Here is a 15,705-nt window from a genome sequence, read left to right on the forward strand (position 1 = left end):
CCCCGACCCCCGGAGAACCCCGATGACCGCCTCCGCCAGGAAACGCCCCCGCCGCGCCGACGCCGCCGCGTCCCCGGCGGCGGACCGCTGTACCGTCACCGTCTGCCGGGGCTGCTGCTGCGGCACCCCCAAGATCCCCGGCGTCGACCACGCCGCCCAGCTCCGCGAGCTGCGCCGCACGCTCGACGGCACGGCCGCCGTCCGCGTCACCGACTGCCTGGACGTCTGCGAACAGGCCAACGTCATCGTCGTCCAGCCGTCCCGTGCCGGCCGCGAGGCCGGGGGCCGGCCGGTCTGGCTGGGCCTGTGCAACGACCCCGACATTCCCGCGGACGTGGCCGCCTGGACCGCCGCGGGCGGCCCCGGCCTCGCCGACCCGCCCGGCGTCCTCGACCTCTACGTCTTCACGCCCTCCCGGCGGGTGCGCGGAGGCGTGGCGGACTAGCGCGACCGCACACCGGCCGGGCGCGGAGCGCCGCCCGTGCGCCCCCGCCGCCGGGCCGCCTCTTACGCCCCGGGCGTCACCCCGGTAGCGTGCGACTCATGTCCCTCATCGGCTCGTTACGGCTCGCCGCGCTCGCCCTGCTGTGGGGGTCCAACTACCTGCTCATCAAGATCGCCGGTCCGGAGTTCGGCCCGGCCCAGATCCTCACCCTGCGCCTCGCCACCGGCGCGGCGGTCCTGCTGGCCGTGGCCGCGGCCCGGGGCGAGCGGCTGCCCCGCGACGGCCGGACGTGGACGCGGCTGACCGTGGCGGCGATCGTCGCCAACGACGTGCCGTACTTCCTCTTCGCCTGGGCCGAGCAGTACGTGGACTCCGCCCTGGCGGGCACCTGCAACGCGGCGGCGCCCCTGTTCACGGTGGTCTTCACGGTCGCCGCGAGGCAACGCCGGCAGCTCCGGGCCGGCCAACTCGCCGGAGTGGCCGTCGGGTTCGCCGGAGTCGTGCTGCTGCTCGCCCCCTGGGGCAGCCCGGGCACGATCGCGGCCACCGGCGCGTGCCTGGTGGCCGCCGCGTGTTACGGAGCCGGCTTCGTCTACCTCGGCCGGGTGCTGGGCGACAGCGGCCACGGCCCGCTGGCCCTCGCGGCGGGCCAGCTGACGGCCGCGACAGCCGTCTCCCTGCTGGGCGGCCCCCTGCTCCTGCGCCCCGTCGAGGCCGACGTGAGCGCGACGGCCGCCGTCCTGGCGCTGGGGGCGCTCGGCACCGGCGCCGCCTACGTGCTCAACCTGCGCCTGATCGCCGAAGCGGGCGCGGTGGCCGCCTCGCTGGTCAGCTATCTGCTGCCGCTGGTCGCCGTCTGCCTGGGCCTGCTGCTCGGCGAGCCGGTGGGCTGGACGCTGGCGGTGGGCGGGGCCGCCGTCCTCGTGGGGGTGGTGCTGGGAGAACGGCGCCCCGCGCGGGACGAGCCCGGCCCTCAGTCCGCCGGCGGGTAGCCGTAGGACTCCCAGTCGCGCACCACCCGCTCGCGCAACTCGGCGGGGAATTGCGCGAAGTCGGCCCGGATCGGCGCGCCCGTCGGGGACCAGTCGTCCCGGGGCAGGCAGTTGAACACCGCCTTGTCCGTGCGGGCGGCCCGCCTCTCCTCCTCGCTGAGGTAGCCCACCAGCGGCAGCGTCGGCATGTCCGGCACGAACATCGTCTCCCGGGGGTGGGCGCGGGTGGCGACGGCCCACACGACCTGGTCCAGGTCCGAGGGGTCGATGTCGTCCTCGACGACGATGACCTTCGGCATGATGTGCCGGGGACGGGTGCGGTAGACGGCCTCGCCCACCTCGTCGGCCAGCTTCCGCCAACTGCCCCAGCGGCCCGGGCCCGAGGCGGTGTCGACCGTCACGACCAGCCAGTGGCAGGCCGCCGCGAACGGCATGAACGCGCGGCGCACCGGCAGGCCCTCGGTCCGCAGCTCGTGCAGGACCGCGGCGGAGATGTTGATCCCCCAGTTGGTGTGGTTCTCCTCCACGGGCATGCCGGCGACGACCACCGGCAGGATGGGATCGTCCCGGTACGTGACGGCCGTGACCCGGTAGACGGGGCACAAGCGGCTGTCCTCCGGCCACAGCAGCCCGCTGTACTCGCCCATCGGGCCCTCGGGGGCCGTCTCCTCGAAGGACAGGTAGCCCTCGATCACGATCTCGGAGTCGGCCGGCACCCGGAGGTCGTGCGTCTCGCACCGTACGACGTCCAGGGGCTCGCCGAACCACCCGCCGAGCAGCGCGGCTTCGTCCAGTCCGTCGCGGACGGGACAGCCGGCGACCATGGCGACGCCGGGGGACGTACCCAGCGCCAGGGCGAACGGCATGTCCCGGCCGGTCTCGGCCCACATCCGGTGCATGCGGCCGACGTGCTGGGCGGGCACCACGATGCCCGTCATGGACGTACGGTCGCGCAGCATGATGCGGGTGATCGCCCAGTTGGTCCAGGAACCGTCCGGGGAGGACGAGACGACCGTGCCGTAGGTGTTCAGATAGCGACCGCCGTCCCCGGCGTGCAGCAGCGGGGCGGGCAGCCGGTACAGGTCGACGTCGTCGCCGGTCATCCGGTTCTGCTTGCAGGGGCCCGTCGGCACCAGGCGGGGCGGCAGGGGCTCGCACTCCTGCAGCCGCGACCACTCGGTGACCAGTTCGTCGGGGGCGGTGTCGATCGGCAGGCCGAGCGACAGCGCGACCCTCGCCAGCGGGTACTCCGGGTGGGAGCTGAGCCCGGCCGGCGCGCCGAGGACCCGGAAGCCGGGCTCGATCCCCCGGATCCGGTTGAACAGCGGGGCCGCCGCGGGCAGTTCGTAGGTCCGACGGGTGATCGCGCCGAGTTCGAGGTTCCAGTCGACCTCCACGTCGATCGGCTGCAGATCGCCGATCTCCCGCAGGGCCGTCAGATACTCGCGCAGGCTACGCAGATGCCTGGGCACGCCGGTCTCCTTTCCATGGTGCCGTGGCTTCCGACCGGGTCTGCCACGTGTGCAGGGCGACCGCCATCGCGGTGAGATCCGCGGAGCCGCCGGGACTGATCTGCCGCTGTTCGAGGCGGCGGGACATCCGGCCGACGAGCCGCCGCCCCCGCCGGGTGGCGGTGCCGCCGGCCGCCAGTGCGGCGGCCGCCTGACGCTTCGTCGTCTCGAGCCGTTCGGGGTCGAACCCCCGGTTGAGCACCGTGGTGTCCTCCACGACGGTCATCAGGGCGAGCACCGTGTCGGCGACCGCCTCGCGCAGCGGACGGCCGGCGGCGAGGGCGGTACGGAGGACCGGCAGCCCGTGGCCGAGCAGGCTGGGCCAGCCCCGCAGGACCTCGCCGCGCACACCGGACAGGCCGTGGACGGCGTAGGCGCGCAGCCCGACGCTGGAGGGGCCCGCGCCCGCCGCCGCCAGATCCGCGCTGAGCGCGTCCCGGCTCACCTCCTGGGCGGTGCGGCACACGGCCTCCGGCTCCAGGGGGCGGCCCGCGGCGTGTTCGATACCGGCGGCGCAGCACAGCAGCATGCCCAGGAAGAGCGCGCCCCGGTGTGTGTTCGTGCCGCCCGTCGCGGCGAGCATGGCGTGCTCGGCCCGCCGCCCGGCGGCGCGCAGCTCGGCGAAGTCCCGGGCGGCCGGGGCGGCGGCGCCCCGCCGCAGCCCGAAGAGCACGGCCGTACGGAAGGCGGGCTGCAGCACGGCGCTGCTGCGCAGCAGCGTGTAGACGTCCATGTCCCGGTGGCAGCCCGAGGACACCGCGGTGACCAGGCCGGGCTTGGGCCAGGTCACCGCCTCGGCGCTCAGGCCGTACACCATCGCGGCGGCCAGCCGGTCGGCCGTCTCGGCCTCGGGGTCCGCGGCGGTGCCGGCCTCGTCCGCCGCGGGCACGGTGGCCGTCGTGCCGGCGGGGTGGGGCCGCCGGGCGCCGGTCAGCATGCGCAGAGCCCCCCGTCCACCGGCACGGCGACGCCGGTGATGTAGTCGCTCACCGGCGAGGCGAGGAACAGGGCGGCGTCCACGATGTCCCAGATGCTGACCTCGCGGCCCAGCGGCACGTCACCCAGGACGCGGTCGCGGGTGTCCGGGTCGGTGAAGAGCGACTCGGTCATCGGCGTGCGGATCAGGCCCGGGCACACGGCGTTGACCCGGATGCCGTCGCCGGCCAGCCGTACGGCCGCCGCGCGGGTCAGCGGCAGCAGCGCGCCCTTGCTGGTCTGGTAGGCCACCCCCACCAGGTCGCTGGCGGAGATCCCGAAGGCGGAGGAGACGTTGACGACGGAGCCGCCGGGGCCCATCACGGCCGCCGCCGCCCGGATGCCGTTGAGCGCGCCGCCGGTGTTGACCCGCAGGGCGAGGGACCAGCTCTCCTCGGAGAGGTCCCGCAGGCTCTCGGCCTCGAAGTAGCCGGCGTTGTTGATCAGGACGTCGAGCCGGCCCGAGTCGGCCGCCACCTCCCGCACCGTGATCTCCCAGGCCCCCGGATCGGTGACGTCCAGAACGTGGAAGCGGGCGGTCAGCCCCTGGCCGGTCAGTTCCTCGGCGAGGGCCGCGCCGCCGGGGTCCCGGTCGGCGATGTGGACGCGGGCCCCGGCCAGCGCGAGGACGCGGGCGAGCTCGGAGCCCCGGCCCCGGGCGCCGCCGGTCACCAGGACGGTCTTCCCCTCCAGGGTGGGGCGCCAGGTCGCCACCGACCGCTGCCGGCGCTTGAGGTCCTCCTTGTAGTGGGCGGCCCGGTCCTCGATGTCCGGGATCAGGGCGGCGATGTCGGCGAGCGGCACCTCGCCGTGCCTGACGAGCACGGGCCGTTCCCCGGTCAGGTCGAGGATGGTGTTCCCGGTGCCCGCGTCGGCCGGCTCGCCGCCGTCCAGCACGGCCGCGACCCGGTCCCCGACCTGCTCCCGGGCGTCCTTGAGCGTCACCAGCTCGCCGCCCTGCCCGCTGCGGTTGGCCGAGGTGCAGGCCGCGTACCCGCCGAGCCCGGTGAGGAGCTCGCGCAGGACGGGGTCGCGGTGGCAGGCGACGGCGACGGTGGGCAGGCCGGCGGTCACGTGGGCGCCCACCGCCTCCGGGCGCTTGGGGAGGATCAGGGTGAGGTATCCGGGCCAGAGGCGGTGGGCCAGCGCGCGGATCTCGTCGGTCACGACGGCGACGGTGTCCAGCAGGTCGGGCGAGGCCAGGAACACGGTGAGCGGGAAGTCGGCGTCCCGTTCCTTGGCCTCGTACACGCGCGCGGTGGCTTCCGGGTTCGCCGGGTCGGCGACCATCGTGTAGTGGGTGTCGCTCGGGGCGACGACCACCTGGCCCCGGCGGAGGAGGTCCACGGCCTCCCGGAGGCCGTCCGCCGCGTCGTCGCCCGTCGCGGCGGGGGAGGGTGGGGTGTCGGTCATGCGCAGCTCCTGTACGGGTCGCGGTGGTGGGGCGGCGTCGGGTACGGGCGGTGGGGCCCGGCGGGCGGTACGAGGCCGGGCGAGTCGCGGAAGGCGCGGGCGTACAGGTGGCGGGCGGCCTGGACGACGAGCTCCCGGGGGTGCCGCCGCAGCACGACGCACCGCTTGGCCGGCTGCTCGCACAGCAGGCACGGGCGGGGCGGCCGGCCCAGGTCGGCGCGGGACAGCGGGACGGGCAGCACCACGTCGGCGTCGGTGAGTTCACCGACCGCGTCGTGCTCCTCCATCCGCAGGCAGGCCCGCTTCACCCGGCGCGCCTCGGCGGCGATCACCAGGAGGGTGACCGGGCCGGTCGGCGCTTCGAGCGTCCTGTGCGCGACCTCCCCCGGCAGGGCGGCCCGCAGCCGGGCCAGCGCGGCGTCGTGCAGCCGCCCGGCCTCCGCCGGCGGGAAGGTTCCCGCCGGGGAGCGCGGCGTGACCGAGACCGTGGCGCACCCCGGCCGGTGCACGGCCAGGGCACTCGCGTCGAGCAGGTCCCGCCACGCCAGCACGGCGTCCTGGGTGGCCTGCCCCGGCGTCGGGGCAGGCCACGGCTCACTGTGAGGCGGCGGCAGCGAACGCATCGCGGGTCACCGGCGACTGGGCGGGGTGGATGACGCTCTTGCCGGCGAAGCCCAGGCCCGCGGCCCGGTGGGCGTCCTGCCAGACCGCGTCGCGGTCGTGCAGGTTCGAGTAGACGGTGTCGTACGCGGGCAGGCCGACCGCGGTCGCCTTCTCCACGAGAACGCGTTTCGCTTCCCAGAGGTCGTCCGGGGCGCCGACGGCACGGCTGTCCCTGAGGTAGTCCTCGCCGCCGAAGGTGAGCGCGGTGATCTCGGGCCGGCCCGCGACGATCTCCTCCAGGTCGCGCAGGGCGGCGACCGTCTCGATCATCAGCTCCACCTGGGGCGGCGCGACGCCGCTTTCCTCCGTGAGGGCCGCTATGCGTGCGAGCACCCGGTCCAGCTCCTCGCGGGTGCGCACCTGGGGCAGCCGCAGCCTGTTCAGCCCCAGGGGGACGAGCGCGGCGAGATCGGCGTCGAGGTGCTCGCCGCCGGGGGCGTTGATCCGCACCAGCAGCCGGGGCGGCAACCCGTCGTAGAACCGCAGCAGTTCGGCCGCCAGGTCGCGTGCGGCGTCCTTGTCGGCGTCCCGCACCGAGTCCTCCAGGTCGAGGACGATGGCGTCGACACCGGAGACGGTCAGGGCGTGTTCGACGTAGCCGGGGCGTCCGGCCGATACGTAGAGGGAGATGACGCTCACGGCTTCTCCTCCCGGGCGGGTGCGGCGTCCTGTGCCGCGGCGGTGGCCGCGTGCCAGCGGCGGACCGCCGTGCGCAGCCGGGCGCGGACGATCCACTCGGAGGCGGCGTTGTCGTGGATCTCGACGCTGGCGGCGTCGATGCCGGCCGCCTTGAGCGCCTCCAGGCCGAGGGTGCGCAGCCGGTCGCCGACGAGGTCGGCGACGGGGCTGTTCACCCGCAGCACGAGGCGGGGGTGCGAGCGCAGGGCCACGAGCACGTCACCGGACTGGCGCGTGCCGACCGTGACGGCGGATACGGTGTCCGTGTCGGTCATCTCACGCCGCCTGCTTGTGCAGACGCCGCAGGTCCGCGGGCCAGCCCTCGGGGTCCAGGCCGTGCTGGGCGAGGACCGCCCAGGCCCACCGCTCCAGCCCGAAGGCGGTGCAGCCGGTCCACGCGGTCTCGCCGGCGGAGTCGACGATCTCGCCCGCGCTGCCGAAGAACGTGCCGTGGACGTTGAAGGAGGCGCAGGCGAAGTCGCCGTCCTTGTAAGGGAGGTCGAGCCGCAGCTCGAACTTGGGGTTCTCGTCGCCCACCGCGTCGGGCCGGTCGCCGCGGAGGAAGAAGGGGTCGTGGCCGGGGACGACGGAGCCGCCCAGCTGCCACCGCTCGACCAGCTCCAGCACACGCCGCCGGCTCTCGTCCCGGCAGGACCGTACGTACTCCGGGGAGCCGACGAAGACGACCTCCCGCATGGAGAAGTCCCACAGCCGCTCGATCAGCACCGCGTTGCGGCTCTCGTACCGGTAGCACCTGCCGAGGGTGGTGATCGCGGTGTCCCGGGTCAGCTGCCGGCCTTCCAGCCCCTGGTACACATGGAAGCAGGCCGCGGGCGCCAGCACCTGGTCGCGCGGCGCGAAGCCGGCGAAGTCGTCGCGGGGCGGCTGCCCCTGGTTGTCCAGGGTCTGGGAGACATACCGCTGGGCGGTGTCGATATCGGTGTCGAGATGCACCGGGAAAAGGACGTTCTGCGGGAAGGCGTCGAAATACCGGAGGCGTTCGAGGTATTGGGCGGGCAGCAGAGTCGAGTACGAGGCCTCGCTCGCGCCGAAGCCGGCGGCCAGCTCGCGGAACGCCTCGTCGAGGCCGCGGATGAGGGTCACCAGCGGTTCGCCGATGACCACGTCCGCGATGCCGAGCGGGGTGAGGGCGCCGGCCGTGACGGCATCGTCCGGGGTCAGCGCCGCGGGCCCGCGGGGCGGCCCGAAGCGGACCGGGCCGGGGGAGTGGTCCCCGCCGTCATTGCCCTGCTGTTCGGCCACGGACCACTCGACGGTCGTGCGGATCTTGCGGCTGATCTCTTCGGGATCGGCATCGTCGGTGACCCAGACGCGTATGGACGTCCGGCCCACCGGGTCGATGTGGAACTTCACTACCTGATGACTGGCGAAGTTGATCCAGTAGGCCACTTCCGTGACATGCGCATCGTTTAAGGCATGGTCGAGCGTAACGTCGAACTGACGCATGATCTCTCCCCCGTTGAAATCGCGGGGCGGCGCATCGCCGCCCCGTGTGTGTGATGGTTGGATACGGAACTGGAGAATTCGCTTCCGCCGATGCGGTGGGAGCTTGGCCCTTCCCCGCCCGGCTATGGCCTCGGAGGCGCGGTCGGATCAGCCTCGCAGTGGTCCGTTTTGCCAGAGCACCGTCGGCACAGTCCCTTTCGCACGACTATTGCTCCCGGGGTGCAGGAGCGCAAACATGAACGCTCCTTATCGGCCAGCTCTTACGTAACCTGTACAACTCCGGCCGGATCCCCCCGCGGGGCTTCCGTCGACGGGCCGTCGGCAAAACCTCCGCCGCGGTGAACGCGCCGCGTTGGCCAGCGCTTTTGTGAATGCGGTGCTTCCGTGAAAGGCGTTGATGATCTTCTTTCGCATCGCGCCCTGTGCGGCCCCTGCGGACCGCCGCGGAACCTTTCGATACCGGACGGCCCGAATCCGCATTTAGTGCCGATATGCATACCCGCCCTGGTCAGACCGTATGGAGGGGCGGATCCGGTCGGTTAGGGGGCGCGCGGCCTGATTCAGGTCGGTTTCGTGAATGTCGGACAGCCGACGGCACTATCCGGAACGCGGGGCGCCCCGCTCCTACCGGTGCCGCACCAGGGGGAAGGGCAGCGTCTCGCGGATCGACAGGCCCGTCAGGAACATCACCAGCCGGTCCACCCCGATCCCCAGCCCGCCCGTCGGCGGCATCGCGTACTCCAGGGCGCGCAGGAAGTCCTCGTCCAGCTCCATCGCCTCCGGGTCACCGCCCGCCGCCAGCAGCGACTGCGCGGTGAGCCGGTTCCGCTGCTCCACGGGGTCGGTCAACTCCGAGTAGGCGGTGCCCAGCTCGGTCCCGAACGCCACCAGGTCCCAGCGCTCGGCCAGCCGCGGGTCCGCGCGGTGCGGGCGGGTGAGGGGGGAGACGTCGGTCGGGAAGTCCTTGTAGAAGACGGGCAGGGTGGTCCGCTCCTCGACCAGCCGCTCGTACATCTCCAACACGACGTCCCCGCGCCCCTGCTCCGGCCGGTGCGGCACCCCGGCCGCGTCACAGTGCCGCCGCAGCTCCGCCACGGGGGTGCCGGCACCGACCTCCTCGCCCAGCGCCTCCGAGAGCGCGCCGTACACCGTCCGCACCGGCCACACCCCGGAGATGTCGTACTCGACCCGCTTCCCCGACTCCTCCGTGCGCACCGCGACCGCCGCACCGTGTGCCGCCACCGCCGCCTCCTGGATCAGCTCCCGCGTCAGATCCAGCATCACGTCGTAATCGGCGAACGCCTGGTACGCCTCCAGCATGGTGAACTCGGGGTTGTGCTTGTAGGAGACGCCCTCGTTGCGGAAGGTGCGGCCCAGCTCGAAGACCTTCTCCAAGCCGCCCACGCACAGCCGCTTCAGGTACAGCTCCGGGGCGATCCGCAGGTACAGGTCCAGGTCGTAGGCGTTGATGTGGGTGGTGAACGGGCGGGCGTTGGCGCCGCCGTGCACCTGCTGGAGCATCGGCGTCTCCACCTCCAGGTAGCCGCGCTCCAGCAGCCCGGCGCGCAGCGCCTGTACGGCCGCGGCGCGCGCCCGTACGGTCCGCCGGGCGGCCGGGGAGACGGCGAGGTCCACGTACCGCATCCGTACCCGGGCCTCCGGATCGCCGAGGCCGTGCCGCTTGTGCGGCAGCGGGCGCAGGCACTTGGCGATCAGCCGCGCCCGGCTGACGAAGAGGGTGAGCTCGCCGCGGTCGGTGGTGCCGATCTCGCCCTCCGCCTCGATGTGGTCCCCGAGGTCGAGCCGGACGAAGCGGCGCAGCAGCTCGGGACCCGAGCCGTCCCGGGAGACGGTGAGCTGGAGGTCGCCCGACCAGTCGCGCAGTACGGCGAAGGCGATCCCGCCGTGGTGGCGCAGCAGCAGCACCCGGCCCGCCACGGCGGCCCGTTCACCGGTGCGCGCGCCGGGCGCCAGCCCCGCGTGCGCTGCGCGGATCGCGGCGAGGGTGTGCGTCCGGTGGGCGTCCGGCGGGTACGGGTCGACGCCGTCCCGGCGGAGCCGTTCCAGCTTGCGGCGGCGCACCCGCACCTGCTCCGGCAGCCGCTCCAGCTCGTCGAGGACCAGGTCGCCCCCGGCCTCCGGGCCCAGGCCCAGCTCGGACAGCGGCGGCAGACCGGCCGTCGACGCCGGCCGGGCGACGCCCCGCGCCCGCCCCCGGCCCCACAGCTTCCCCAGGCTGGGCACCGAGACGAAGCCCTCGGCGATGCCCGAGGCCAGCCCGATCCGGGCGAGGGCCCCGGCGTCGGCATAACAGAGGAAGCGCGGGTGCCACTCGGGGTTGTACTTGACGTTCGAGCGGTAGAGCGCTTCGAGCTGCCACCACTTGGAGAAGAACAGAAGCAGCCTGCGCCACAGCCGCAGCACCGGCCCCGCGCCGATCCGGGCGCCCTCCTCGAACGCCGAGCGGAACACGGCGAAGTTGAGCGAGATCCGCTTGATCCCGAACCGGCCGGCCTGCGCGCACAGCCGCGCCACCATGAACTCCATGACGCCGTTGGGCGCCGCCCGGTCGCGCCGCATCACGTCGAGGGAGACCCCGTCCCGTCCCCACGGCACGAAGGACAGCAGGGCGATCATCCGCCCCTCGCTGTCGAACGCCTCCACCAGCAGGCAGTCCCCGTCCGCCGGGTCGCCCAGCCGGCCCAGGGCCATCGAGAAGCCCCGCTCGGTCTCGGTGTCCCGCCAGGCGTCCGCCCGTCGGATGACCTCGCCCATCTCCTCGTCGGAGAGCGCCGAGTGCCGCCGCACGCGCACCGACGCGCCGGTGCGCTCCACCCGGTTGACGGCCTGCCGGGTCACCCGCATCTCGCGGCCCTCCAGGTCGAACGAGGCCACCTGGAGGATCGCCTCGTCACCGAGCTGGAGCGCGCCGAGGCCCGAGCGGGCGTAGGCGCAGGCGCCCTCCTCGCCGGCGCCCATCACCGCCGGCTGCCACCCGTACCGGCCGGCCAGTTCCAGCCAGGCCTCGATGGCGGGCGTCCACGCCTCGGGGTCGCCCAGCGGGTCGCCGGAGGCCAGGCAGACGCCCGCCTCCACCCGGTAGGTGACGGCGGCCTTGCCGCTGGGGGAGAAGACGACGGCCTTGTCCCGGCGCGTGGCGAAGTAGCCGAGCGAGTCCCGGCCGCCGTACCGGGCGAGCAGGGCGCGGATGCGCGGCTCCTCGTCACCGTGCAGCGCGGCCTCCAGCCGCTGCGAGCGGAACAGCGTCATCGTCGCGTTGAGCAGCGCCAGCGCGCCGAACAGACCGAGCAGGAAGTACACCGGGTGCGGCGGGTGCCCGGTGAAGTGCCGGCCGCTGACCAGTCCGCCGCACACCTTGTTGGCCACGAACAGCAGCCGGTTCCCGCCGCCGCGCTCCAGCGTCCCCGGGAACAGCTCCACCAGCCCCCAGCCCACCAGCGTGCCCGCCGCCAGGCCGGCCACCAGCACCAGCAGCGCCCGCGCGAACGCGCCCCGGCGCACCTGGGCGTAGAACTCGCCGCGCGCGAGGACGAGCAGCGCCATCGCGGCCAGGGACAGCACCAGCGACGGGATCGTGTCCCAGTAGCCGACGGCGAGCAGCAGAGCGTCCGCCAGCACCAGCAGCGTCAGGTAGGCGAGGACGAACCAGAGGGCGACCCGTTTGCGGGCGGCCGTCGCGGTGGCGAGCAGCAGCAGGAACACCGCGTACGCCAGGTTGGGCGCCGTGGGGACGGTGAGGGTGTCCAGGGCGTGCGTCAGCGGGTACGCCGCGCGCCGCAGCGGGGGGATCAGCGAGGTCAGCGCGCAGAACGTGCCGAGCAGGCCGAAGAAGAGGGCGAAGCCGCCCGGCACCCGGCGCAGCGGGCGGCCCGGGCCGGACGGCGCGCGCGCCGGCCCGCCCTCCGCGGCCCGGCCGCCCGCCGTCCCCTGCTCCACCGCGGCGCGTCCGCGCTCCCGGGCTGTGCGGCTCATTCCGTCAGCCTAGGCAGGCCCGGGGCCGCACGCCCGTCGAACAATCCTGGAACGTAGGCACGGGACGTCACCCGTACCGCGGCCGCGTCGGCCCACCGACTGACCCGATCGGGAGTTTGTCACCCGAAGGGAGGACATGTGCCATACCGAGGCGGATGGCGCGATACGCGAGACTTGCGGACGACCGAAGCTCCGCCGAGGAGGCAACCATGGCCGTTTCCATCTCCGTGATCCTGCTTCTCGTGATTCTGGCCGTGGTGTTCCTGCGCAATGGAGGACTCCGCGCGTCCCACGCGCTGGTGTGCGTCCTGCTCGGGTTCATGCTGGCGAGCACCAGCATCGCCCCCACGATCTCGCACGGCATCACGGCCACCGCCGACCTGGTCGCCAGCGTGCGGCCCTGACGCGGCCCCCACCCGCCGGGGCCAGGGGGCGTCTCCCCGTCCCCCGGCGGGTGGGCCGGGAAAGCATCGCAGCACCGACCGACCGAGGTACCGAGGCGCCGTCCCCTGGACGGCGCCTCGGTGGTGCTCAGCGTCCTCGCGGACGCCGACGGCTCACTTGACGAAGATCCCGATCCCGTTGGGCACGGCCCGCTCGGCCCCGCCGGACGGATGGTTCCGCACCGCCGCACGCCCCCCGGAGCCCCGGGTGACCAGCGTGCTCGAACCGCCGCCGTCCAGGTTGAACGCGTCGACGGCGCCCAGCTTCCGCAGCGTCGCCGCCAGCTCCGCCAGCGTCAGCCCGGGCCGGTAGGCGGCCCGGCCGTCCAGCGCCAGCAGATACAGGCGCCGGCCGTGGTCGCCCACCCCCGCCGCCGTCCGCACCGCCGCCGTCGTGGCGTCCAGACCGCCGAGCGCCCGGCCGTCCCGCAGGATCGGGAAACCGCCCAGCGCGAAACGCACCGCCCCGGACTCGCGCGAGCGCAGCCGCTTCGACACCTCCACCCGGTCCCCGACCTCCAGCTGGCCCAGGTCCCGGGCCCCGCCGTCCCGGCCCAGCAGCACCACGGACCCCTTGGGGATCGCGCCCTTGCCGGGCTTGCGCGACACCGCCGCCACCCGGCCGTTCCGCACGGTGACCTCCAGCGTGGTCCGGCTGCACGGCGCGCCGCGGTCGGTGTCCGTGCCGCAGGTGGCACGCAGCCGGGAGGCCGCGCCCCAGTCCGGGGTGTACGCCCCGACACCGCCGACCGGCAGCGCGTACTGGTTGAAGCCGCTCAGCTCCAGCTCGTCCCCACCCGACCGGAGCACCCCCTCGAAGCGCAGCCGGTCCAGCCGCGCCACCCGGTCGGAACCCACGGCGAGCACATCCTCGGTGGTCACCCCGCGCGGCATCGCCGGGCCGAACCGCTGACCGTCCGGCACCGCGGACTTCAGCGCCCGGCCGCCGGCCACGGCGGGGCCCACGGGAGCGCCGGTCGCGTCCACCCCCGGATGCTGCTCCTCCGCGATGTTGAAGAAGTCCCCGTTCACCCCGCCCACGGCGCCCCGCCGGTCCGCGAGCCGGGAGACGCTCTCCCGCGCCCCCACCACACCCGGGTACAGCAGGTCGACGGAGACCCGCTTCTCCCTCAGGTTCACCGTCAGCAGGTGTCCGTGCGCCGGGCCGTGACCGCCCTTCAGCGAGAACTCCCGGTAGCCCACCCCGGGCGCCACCTCCGCCGGCGCCCCCAACGCCAGGGCGCCGGGCTCCGGAAGGCCCCGTCCGGTCTCCGGCCCGGCCCACGCGGTCGTCCCGCCGGCCCCCGTCACCAGGGACGCCCATGCCACCAGCCCCGTCAGCACCGCGCGTACGCGGCATCCGCGTCTGCTCACCGTCACCCCAGAAGACCCGTCGACTTCACCACAGCACAAGGGGCCCTATCCCTGCCCCGGAAGAACGGCGGCGAAAGCACCGGCGTCGATCCCGGCAACTCTCGGCACGTCCCTGCCGAACAGCCCTTCGTGCCCCGATACTTCACTGACAGCGACACGCGCAGCACAGGCATATCGCGCGCACGGACCGTGCGCGCGTCCCCCGAACTCCCGCTCCCCTGGAGGGACCGTGACCCCGTTCGCCCCCGGCCGCACCGGACCGTCGCGCCACACCCGCCGCGCGGTCGTCGTCACCCTGGGCGCCGCGCTCGCGGGAACCGTCGCCCCGCCCGCCCTCGCCGGCACCGCGCCCGGCAGACACACGCGACCGCCCCTGCGCCAGGCGCACGCCCACAACGACTACGAGCACCCACGGCCGCTCCACGACGCGCTCGCGCACGGCTTCACCAGCGTCGAGGCCGACATCTGGCTCGTCGGCGGCCGGCTCCTCGTCGCCCACGACATCACCGGCCTCGACCCGCGGCGCACCCTCGCCGCGCTCTACCTCGAACCGCTGCTGCGCCGTGTCCGGGCCAACGGCGGTCGCGTGCACCCGGGTTACGACCGCCCCTGCCAACTGCTGATCGACATCAAGTCCGCGGGCGACGCCACCTACCGCGCGCTGTCGCGGGAGCTGCGCCGCTACCGGGAGATCCTCACCGTCTGCTCGGCCGGCCGGGTCCGGCCCGGCGCGGTGACGGCCGTGGTCTCCGGCGACCGCGTGGCGCGGGGGCCGATGGAAGCGGAACGGGTGCGGTACGCCTTCTACGACGGACGGCTGACCGACCTCGGCACGACGGCGCCCGCCTCGTTCCTCCCGCTCGTCAGCGACAACTGGGCGCAGCACTTCCGCTGGCAGGGCGTGGGGCCGATGCCCGCCGAGGAGCGGGCCGCGCTGCGGCGGATCGTCCGGCAGGCGCACGCCGAGCGCCGGCGGGTCCGGTTCTGGGCGACGCCCGACCTGCCGGGATCGGCGCGGGACGCGGTGTGGCGCGAACTCCGGGCGGCCGGCGTCGACCACCTCAACACGGACGATCTGGCGGGTCTGGAAGCGTTCCTCCGCGCAGCTCGCTGAGCACCCGGCGGAAGTCGTCCTCCGGGACCCGGGGCAGCAGCAGCGCCACGGCCTGGAGCAGCCTGCCGAGCAGGAAGGTGGTGTCGGGAGTGGCCCGGACCAGCTCACGGACCGCGTCCGCGTCCTCCCGCCGCACCGATTCCAGCAGCAAAGCGACATCGGGCGCCGCCTCCTCGTCCGTCCGGACCCAGCAGGGCTCGTCCGGCGACCGCCCGGCGAGGTACCGCAGCACCCGGTCGGTGACGCCGGGCCGGTACACCTTGCGGACCGCCTCGTTGGCGATCCAGACGAGGGCCGCGACGAGGTACCGGGCCTCGTCGGCCGCCATGTCACTGGGCAGGCCGTCGTCGAAGGCGCGTTGGTTGCCGTGCCGGAAGGCCAGCAGGAGGCAGGCGGCCCGGGCCTTCGCCGCGGTGACATTCCGGTGCGTATCGACCGTCACCCGGAAAATCGTACGGTCGGATCGTCGGGTTGATGGTGCGCCACGCGGTCCTGATGGGGCGGTTGATGGCGGAATGTCATGTTCCCGCGCGGACCGTGTGACGGTCCTGTCACCCGCCGGTGGCGGCGGCGCCCGCCGGAGGACGCTGGACGCATGGCCACCCCGCCCCGGCAGCCCCACGACCGCCCGCCCGGC

14 protein-coding genes are annotated in these 15,705 nt (G+C 74.2%); 4 read left to right on the plus strand and 10 right to left on the minus strand.

What is annotated here, in order from left to right:
• The first annotated feature begins 22 nt into the window (after positions 1-22).
• Both ACSNOK_RS19865 and ACSNOK_RS19870 read left to right on the plus strand, forming a co-directional pair.
• Entirely contained in the window at positions 23-445 is a 423-nt protein-coding gene (locus ACSNOK_RS19865) for a (2Fe-2S) ferredoxin domain-containing protein (RefSeq protein WP_436782075.1), read from the plus strand.
• A 98-nt stretch (positions 446-543) separates the two neighbouring features.
• Positions 544-1,437 (plus strand): DMT family transporter, encoded by an 894-nt coding sequence (locus ACSNOK_RS19870; protein ID WP_436782063.1) that lies wholly within the window; start codon positions 544-546, stop codon positions 1,435-1,437.
• On the opposite strand, the gene ACSNOK_RS19875 is transcribed toward ACSNOK_RS19870, so the two are convergent.
• The 8 genes from ACSNOK_RS19875 to lysX all read right to left on the minus strand — a co-directional run bounded on the left by ACSNOK_RS19875 (position 1,419) and on the right by lysX (position 12,137).
• On the minus strand, positions 1,419-2,909 hold the full coding sequence (locus ACSNOK_RS19875) for a UbiD family decarboxylase (RefSeq protein ID WP_436782064.1): 1,491 nt from the start codon (positions 2,907-2,909) through the stop codon (positions 1,419-1,421). The genes ACSNOK_RS19870 and ACSNOK_RS19875 overlap by 19 nt on opposite strands.
• Complete coding sequence (locus tag ACSNOK_RS19880) at positions 2,890-3,885, minus strand: triphosphoribosyl-dephospho-CoA synthase (RefSeq protein ID WP_436782065.1); 996 nt, start codon at positions 3,883-3,885, stop codon at positions 2,890-2,892. The genes ACSNOK_RS19875 and ACSNOK_RS19880 overlap by 20 nt, the downstream gene beginning before the upstream one ends.
• A complete protein-coding gene (locus ACSNOK_RS19885; protein ID WP_436782066.1) occupies positions 3,879-5,336 on the minus strand; it encodes an SDR family oxidoreductase in 1,458 nt (485 codons plus the stop codon). Before ACSNOK_RS19885 ends, ACSNOK_RS19880 begins: the two co-directional genes overlap by 7 nt.
• On the minus strand, positions 5,333-5,887 hold the full coding sequence (locus ACSNOK_RS19890; protein WP_436782067.1) for a citrate lyase holo-[acyl-carrier protein] synthase: 555 nt from the start codon (positions 5,885-5,887) through the stop codon (positions 5,333-5,335). Before ACSNOK_RS19890 ends, ACSNOK_RS19885 begins: the two co-directional genes overlap by 4 nt.
• 43 nt (positions 5,888-5,930) lie before the next feature.
• Positions 5,931-6,638 carry an HpcH/HpaI aldolase/citrate lyase family protein gene (locus ACSNOK_RS19895; protein ID WP_436782068.1) on the minus strand — a complete coding sequence of 236 codons (708 nt, stop codon included), beginning with the start codon at positions 6,636-6,638 and terminating at the stop codon, positions 5,931-5,933.
• Entirely contained in the window at positions 6,635-6,952 is a 318-nt protein-coding gene (locus tag ACSNOK_RS19900; protein ID WP_436782069.1) for a hypothetical protein, read from the minus strand. Before ACSNOK_RS19900 ends, ACSNOK_RS19895 begins: the two co-directional genes overlap by 4 nt.
• A gap of 1 nt (position 6,953) precedes the next feature.
• Positions 6,954-8,144, minus strand: a complete 1,191-nt coding sequence (locus ACSNOK_RS19905) for a hypothetical protein (protein WP_436782070.1) — start codon at positions 8,142-8,144, stop codon at positions 6,954-6,956.
• 624 nt (positions 8,145-8,768) lie between these two features.
• Positions 8,769-12,137 carry a bifunctional lysylphosphatidylglycerol synthetase/lysine--tRNA ligase LysX gene (gene lysX, locus ACSNOK_RS19910; RefSeq protein WP_436782071.1) on the minus strand — a complete coding sequence of 1,123 codons (3,369 nt, stop codon included), beginning with the start codon at positions 12,135-12,137 and terminating at the stop codon, positions 8,769-8,771.
• A 209-nt stretch (positions 12,138-12,346) separates the two neighbouring features.
• On the opposite strand from lysX, the gene ACSNOK_RS19915 reads away from it, so the two are divergent.
• On the plus strand, positions 12,347-12,541 hold the full coding sequence (locus tag ACSNOK_RS19915; protein ID WP_004940230.1) for a hypothetical protein: 195 nt from the start codon (positions 12,347-12,349) through the stop codon (positions 12,539-12,541).
• Between the two features lie 153 nt (positions 12,542-12,694).
• Here the strand turns inward: ACSNOK_RS19915 and ACSNOK_RS19920 are convergent, their stop codons facing one another.
• Positions 12,695-13,954 carry a phosphodiester glycosidase family protein gene (locus ACSNOK_RS19920; protein ID WP_436782072.1) on the minus strand — a complete coding sequence of 420 codons (1,260 nt, stop codon included), beginning with the start codon at positions 13,952-13,954 and terminating at the stop codon, positions 12,695-12,697.
• A 229-nt stretch (positions 13,955-14,183) separates the two neighbouring features.
• On the opposite strand from ACSNOK_RS19920, the gene ACSNOK_RS19925 reads away from it, so the two are divergent.
• Positions 14,184-15,068: a phosphatidylinositol-specific phospholipase C/glycerophosphodiester phosphodiesterase family protein gene (locus tag ACSNOK_RS19925; RefSeq protein ID WP_436782073.1), complete on the plus strand. Its 885-nt coding sequence runs from the start codon at positions 14,184-14,186 to the stop codon at positions 15,066-15,068.
• Here ACSNOK_RS19925 and ACSNOK_RS19930 read toward each other — a convergent pair.
• On the minus strand, positions 15,016-15,510 hold the full coding sequence (locus ACSNOK_RS19930) for a hypothetical protein (RefSeq protein ID WP_436782074.1): 495 nt from the start codon (positions 15,508-15,510) through the stop codon (positions 15,016-15,018). The two genes, ACSNOK_RS19925 and ACSNOK_RS19930, sit on opposite strands and share 53 nt — an antisense overlap.
• Positions 15,511-15,705 lie beyond the last annotated feature (195 nt).

Source organism: Streptomyces sp. URMC 126 (genome assembly GCF_051386555.1).
GTDB lineage: Bacteria > Actinomycetota > Actinomycetes > Streptomycetales > Streptomycetaceae > Streptomyces.

Excerpts from the sequence above, each read along its gene's own strand:
- ACSNOK_RS19865 (WP_436782075.1), top strand. The coding sequence starts at position 23 with ATGACCGCCTCCGCCAGGAAACGCCCCCGCCGCGCCGACGCCGCCGCG.
- ACSNOK_RS19870 (WP_436782063.1), top strand. The coding sequence starts at position 544 with ATGTCCCTCATCGGCTCGTTACGGCTCGCCGCGCTCGCCCTGCTGTGG.
- ACSNOK_RS19880 (WP_436782065.1), bottom strand. The coding sequence starts at position 3,885 with ATGCTGACCGGCGCCCGGCGGCCCCACCCCGCCGGCACGACGGCCACC.
- ACSNOK_RS19885 (WP_436782066.1), bottom strand. The coding sequence starts at position 5,336 with ATGACCGACACCCCACCCTCCCCCGCCGCGACGGGCGACGACGCGGCG.
- ACSNOK_RS19900 (WP_436782069.1), bottom strand. The coding sequence starts at position 6,952 with ATGACCGACACGGACACCGTATCCGCCGTCACGGTCGGCACGCGCCAG.
- ACSNOK_RS19905 (WP_436782070.1), bottom strand. The coding sequence starts at position 8,144 with ATGCGTCAGTTCGACGTTACGCTCGACCATGCCTTAAACGATGCGCAT.
- lysX (WP_436782071.1), bottom strand. The coding sequence starts at position 12,137 with ATGAGCCGCACAGCCCGGGAGCGCGGACGCGCCGCGGTGGAGCAGGGG.
- ACSNOK_RS19915 (WP_004940230.1), top strand. The coding sequence starts at position 12,347 with ATGGCCGTTTCCATCTCCGTGATCCTGCTTCTCGTGATTCTGGCCGTG.